This window comes from Sphingobacterium gobiense (assembly GCF_002980575.1).
Classification (GTDB): Bacteria; Bacteroidota; Bacteroidia; order Sphingobacteriales; family Sphingobacteriaceae; genus Sphingobacterium; species Sphingobacterium gobiense.
In genome coordinates, this window is the sequence record NZ_PVBS01000021.1 from 1 (window position 1) to 255 (window position 255).

At 53.7% G+C, this 255-nt stretch carries 1 rRNA gene; it reads right to left on the minus strand.

The features are described from left to right. A 23S ribosomal RNA gene (locus tag C5749_RS19420) occupies positions 1 to 255 on the minus strand; the annotation flags it as partial.

A 255-nucleotide genomic window follows, 5' to 3' on the forward strand; every position in this document is an offset into this window, starting at 1 on the left:
CTTTCGGTGGGCGGGTTTCCCACCCGCCTTATCGTTACTCATGCCTACATTTGCTTTTCCATGCGGTCCACGCCAGGTCACCCTGGCGATTCGCCCCACATGGAATGCTCCCCTACCAATGGTAGATCATTCTACCAGTCCATAGCTTCGGTACCGTTCTTGATGCCCGTTTATTATCCACGCCCGGCCGCTCGACTAGTGAGCTGTTACGCACTCTTTAAATGAATGGCTGCTTCCAAGCCAACATCCTAGCTG